Source organism: Actinosynnema sp. (assembly GCF_052038725.1).
The window spans coordinates 1-5,393 of the sequence record NZ_JBQGCX010000979.1; the positions used below are offsets into that span (position 1 = coordinate 1).

General features: G+C 74.7%; 3 protein-coding genes. 2 read left to right on the forward strand and 1 reads right to left on the reverse strand.

Features of this window, described 5'->3' with window-relative positions; translation table 11 throughout:
* Nucleotides 1–171: 171 nt before the first annotated feature.
* Nucleotides 172–783, reverse strand: coding sequence for a hypothetical protein (locus tag ACTUAL_RS20785; RefSeq protein ID WP_440901421.1), 612 nt, complete (start codon nucleotides 781–783; stop codon nucleotides 172–174).
* A 470-nt stretch (nucleotides 784–1,253) separates the two neighbouring features.
* Between ACTUAL_RS20785 and ACTUAL_RS20790 the strand changes: the two genes are divergently transcribed.
* Entirely contained in the window at nucleotides 1,254–3,728 is a 2,475-nt protein-coding gene (locus ACTUAL_RS20790; protein WP_440901423.1) for a DUF4082 domain-containing protein, read from the forward strand.
* 143 nt (nucleotides 3,729–3,871) lie between these two features.
* On the forward strand, nucleotides 3,872–5,353 hold the full coding sequence (locus ACTUAL_RS20795) for a serine/threonine-protein kinase (protein ID WP_440901422.1): 1,482 nt from the start codon (nucleotides 3,872–3,874) through the stop codon (nucleotides 5,351–5,353).
* The last annotated feature ends 40 nt before the right edge of the window (nucleotides 5,354–5,393 follow it).

Sequence of the window (5,393 nt, forward strand, 5' to 3'; positions counted from 1 at the left end):
GCGGCGGTAACCCCGCTGCGGGGGGGGGGGGGGGGCGCGGGCCCCGCCCCCCCCCCACCCCGCCTTCTTCCTCCCGTGCGCCGGTCGGTCAGCGGGCCGCTCCCCCTGTCGCGGCTCCTCGCACGGCGCCCGCCCCGGTCGTGGCGGGGCTCCCCGCCACGCTCGGAGCGGTCACGCCCACCACCTCTGCCAGACCGCGTTGTCCATGCCCTGCACGAAGACGTCGATCCGGCCGGGCCCCCACGACACGGCGGCGGGCGCGTGCTGGAACGTGCCGCCCAGCGACTCCCAGCCGAGCCAGGACGAGCCGTTCCACCACTTGTGCCACAGGGCGTTGTCGGTGCCCTTGGCGAACACGTCGAGCCTGCCGCCCGCCCACGAGGACACCGTCGGCCCGGCCGTGATCACCCCGCCGAGCGACTCCCACCCCGACCAGCGGGACCCGTCCCACCACTTGTGCCACAGCGCGTTGTCCGTGCCGCGCCCGAAGAGGTCGATCCGGTCCTCGCTCCACGAGACGGCCGCCGGGTTGTCGATGATGTTCCCGCCGAGCGACTCCCAGTCGGACCAGGACGAGCCGTTCCACCACTTGTGCCAGACCGCCGAGTCCTCGCCCCTGGCGAACAGGTCCAGCCGCCCCTGGGACCACGAGGACACCGCGGGGCCGGACGTGACGCGCCCTCCCATGCTCGACCAGCCGTACCAAGCCCGCGCGGACGGCGCCGCCACGGCCGTCCCGCCCAACACGCCCAGCGCCGCGACCACCGCGACGACCACCCTCACCAGCCGAGTGCGCACAGCAACCCTCCGGTCATTGCAGGAATTCCTGGAACGATTTCCGAAGCTAACACGCCGGCGCATTGTCGAATGGGCGGTAATATTTTCACCCGAACCGGGAGGAAAACGCGGCTAACGCTCGCTCGCCGTCGCTGACCTGGGGTCTCCGGGTGAGAATCGCTGCCGGATCGTGCGGCCCGCCTCGCCCCGCAGGGCGATTCATGACCGGAAATAACAATCATCGGCGCGGCTCGAGGGACCCCTCCGGGCCCGCGCCGCCGGGACGCACCACCGGCCGCCGAACGCCGCCACCCCGGTTGGGCCACCCGGCCCACCCCACCGAAAACCGGCAAACGCGCAGGTCGCGCGGCCCGCGCGGCCGAACGGCCCACCCCGTAACGGGATCACTCCCACCCTCGATCTCCCGGACGTCCACCGCCACGAGCCACCGTGGCCACGGGAGAGGCGTGAACGCGATGTCCCTGTCCAGCGCCGTACTGCGCGCTTTAACCTGCGCCCTGCTGGCGCTGTCCGCGCTCGCGGCGCCCGCGACCGCCGAGCCGACCTGCCCCTGCGGGCTGTGGGACGACCACGACACCCCCGCCGTCCTCGACGCCGCCGAGCCCTCCGCCGTCGAGCTGGGCCTTGCCTGGCACGCCGACCGCGACGGCTACGCGCTCGGCGTCCGCTTCTACAAGGGCCCCGGCAACACCGGCACGCACACCGGCTCCCTCTGGTCCGCCGACGGGCGCAGGCTCGCCACCGGCACGTTCGCCGACGAGACCGGCGCAGGCTGGCAGACCCTGCTGTTCCCGGCGCCCGTCGCGGTCCCGGCGGGCGTCGACCACCTGGTGTCCTACCTCTCGCCCACCGGCCACTTCTCCGTCGACCCCGACTACTTCACCGCGCCGCGCCGCGCCGACCCGCTCACCGCACCCGGCGCGGGCGCGTTCCGCGGCGGCGGCGGATTCCCGGACCAGCGCTCCGGGGCGAGCAACTACTGGGTCGACGTGCTGTGGGCCGCCGAACCCGGCCCCGACCTGCGCCCACCCGCCCTCGTCGGCGCCACCCCGGTCGACGGCGCCTCCAGCTCCCCGACGTCCGGCAGGGTCACCGCCACCTTCGACGAGCCGGTCGACCCGGACACCGCCACCCTCGCCGTCACCGGCCCGGACGGCCCCGTCGCGGGCGCGGTCACCACCTCCGAGGACCGGCGCTCCACCACGTTCGTCCCCGAGTCGCCGCTGCCCGGCGGCACGCGGCACCGCGCCGAGGTCGTCGTCCACGACGCCGCGGGCAACCGCCGGGCGCACACCTGGTCGTTCACCACCGCCGCCCCCAGGCCGACCGGCTGCCCGTGCTCGGTGTGGGACGAGAGCGCCGCGCCCGCCGTCCCGGCCAGCGCCGACCCGGCCGCCGTCGAGCTCGGCGCCAGGGTCCGCTTCGACGGCCGCGCCGAGGTGCTGGGCGTGCGCTTCTACAAGGGCCCCGGCAACACCGGCCCGCACACCGGCTCCCTCTGGGCGGGCAACGGCGTGCTGCTGGCCACCGGCGCGTTCGCCGACGAGAGCGCGAGCGGCTGGCAGACCCTGCGCTTCACCTCCCCGGTGATCGTGCAGGCCGCCACCGACTACGTGGTGTCCTACTCCGCGCCGAACGGCCGCTACGCCGCCGACCTCGGCTACTTCCGCGCGGGCGAGGCCACCCACGGCGCCGCCCACCTGCCCCAGGACGGCGACGGCGGACCCAACGGGCTCTACCGCTACGGCGGCGGGTTCCCCACCTCCTCGGTCCAGGGCGCGAACTACTGGGTGGACGTGCTCTACCGCAACGGCTTCAACGGCGACACCACCGCGCCGACCCTGCTGGAGCGCGCCCCGGAGGGCGACGCCGCCGACGCGCCCCTGACCGCCACGTTCAGCGAGCCCGTCGACCCGGCCTCCGCCCAGGTGCGGCTGACCGACCCGGCGGGCGCGCGGCTGCGCGGCTCGGTGTCCCTGTCGGCCGACCTGCGCACCGTCACCTGGCGCCCGGACGGCGCGCTGCGCGGCGCGACCCGCTACACCGCCCGCGTCATGGCCGCCGACGTCAACGGCAACCCGCTCGCCGAACCGGGCGCCTGGGCGTTCACCACCGCCGCCCCGCGCTGCCCGTGCTCGCTGTTCAGCACCGCCACCGCGCCCGCCCCGCCGACCAGCGGCGAGGACACCGCGCACGAGCTGGGCGTGCGCTTCACCCCCACCACCCCCGGCAAGGTCACCGGCGTGCGCTTCCACAAGGGGCCCGGCAACACCGGCACGCACACCGGTTCGCTGTGGTCCGCCGACGGGCGCAGGCTCGCCACCGGCACGTTCACCGGCGAGACCGCGAGCGGCTGGCAGTCGCTGACCTTCGCGTCCCCGGTCGTCGTGGTGCCCGGCGAGGTCTACGTCGCCTCCTACACCGCCCCGAACGGCCGCTGGTCGCTCGACGAGCGCTACTTCCAGCGCGCCCTCGTCGACACCCCGCCGCTGCGCACCCCCGCCCCCGCCGACTGGGAGAGCGACGGCGTCGGCGTCTACCTGCCCGGCGCGGGCTTCCCCACCCGCAGCTACCAGGGCAACAACTACTGGGTCGACGCCGTCTACACCCCCAGCGCCGACACCGCCCCGCCCGTCCTCACCTCCCGCACCCCGCTCGCCGGGGCCGTCGAGGTCGACCCGCTGACCACCGTCGTCGCCTCCTTCGACGAACCGCTCGACACCACCCGCAGCTCCGTCACCGTCACCGGACCCGACGGGGCCCAGGTCGCAGGCCGGTTCACCGCGCGCCCGGACGGCCTGACCCTGGTGTGGACGCCCGACGCGCCGATGGGGGCCGGTCACCACACCGTCTCGATCCGCACCGCCGACGTCAGCGGCAACGTCCTGCCCACCCCGGTGACCTGGGCTTTCACCGTCGGCGGGAGGTGAGCGGAACCCGCCCCGCACGGGGGTCGTCGCAGTAGGGGTTCCCCGGTCCGGGCGTGGGTCCTACCACGTCCGGACCAATCGCTGGGTAACGTCAGCCCCGCGAATCCCTGCACGCGAGCACAAACCTGGAGTTGAACGACGCCGTGAGCGGTCCACACGAAGGCGCTGCGGCGCCGAGGATCATCGGGAACCGGTACGCGCTGCTGGCCGAGCTGGGCCGGGGCGCCATGGGCGTGGTCTGGCGGGCCCACGACAACCTCATCAACCGCAAGGTCGCCATCAAGGAGCTGCACCTGCCCGAGGGGCTGCCGCCCCAGGAGGTGCAGGTGCTCCAGCAGCGGGTGCTGCGCGAGGCCCGCACGGCGGGCGCGCTCAACGACCCCGCCGTGGTCACCGTGTTCGACGTGATCGTCGAGAACGGCGTGACCTACATCGTCATGGAGCTGGTGGAGGGGCAGCCGCTGGACACCCTGGTCAAGCGCAACGGCCCCATGCCCGCCGAGCACGTGGCGGGCATCGGCCTGCGGGTGCTCTCCGCGCTCCAGGCCGCGCACGGCGCGGGCATCGTGCACCGCGACGTCAAGCCCGGCAACATCCTGGTGTGCCCGGACGGGCAGGTGAAGCTGACCGACTTCGGCATCGCCCAGGCCGTCGACGACCCCGGCCTGACCCTCAACAACGCCATCATCGGCTCGCCCGCCTACCTGTCGCCGGAGCGGGTGCGCGGCGAGGCGGCGACCCCGGCGTCCGACCTGTGGGCGTTCGGCGCGACCCTGGCCTACGCGGTCGAGGGCTCCGCCCCGTTCCAGCGCACCTCGACCGCGTCCACCCTGCACGCGATCATGAACGAGACGCCGCAGCTGCGCCTGGCGCACGGCTCGGTCGCCGCCGCCATCGCGGGCCTGCTCGCCGCCGACCCCAGGGCCCGGCTCACCGCGACCCAGGCCGCCGCGCTGCTGTCCGGCAACGCGACCAGGCCCGTGGCCGTCGCCGCCGGTCCCACCGCGGGCGCCGGGCAGGTCGCCCGGCAGCCCGCGCCCGCCAAGCGCGCCCCGGCGCTGGTCGCCGCGGGCGTGGTGGCGCTGCTGCTGGCCACCGGCGCGTTCTTCGCCGGGCGGGCCCTGTCCGACTCGACCGAGGCCGCGGGCTCCACCCCGACCGGGAACGGCTCGGACGCGCCGAGAACGGAGCTGGACGTGACGTTCTACAGCTTCGGCAGGCAGGGCGACATCCCGGTGTGGGCCATGGGCCAGCAGGGCTGCGGCACCAACCTGATCACCAAGGGCGCGGCGTTCGACTGGCAGCAGAACGTGGACTGCTCGCAGCCGCACAAGATCGAGCGGTACGCGGCGGAGACCCCGTTCTACGACCGCGCCGAGAAGGGCCTCGCGGTGCCCTACCCCGGCCAGGAGTGGTTCCGGGACTACGCGCTGCACTACTGCGACCTGCACGCGCGGACCGTGCGGGTGAGCGCCGACGAGCGCGACGCGTTCGTGTTCTACGCCCTGGCCCCCACCAAGGAGGAGTGGGAGTACAAGGACGGCGAGGCGGTCGGCGCCAAGGAGGTCGTGTGCGTCCTGGCGGGCAAGGACGGGGCCGACCGGACCGGCAGCGCGCGCGGCTGAGACCCTGCGGTGGGGTGGCTTCCCCCCGGCCACCCCACCG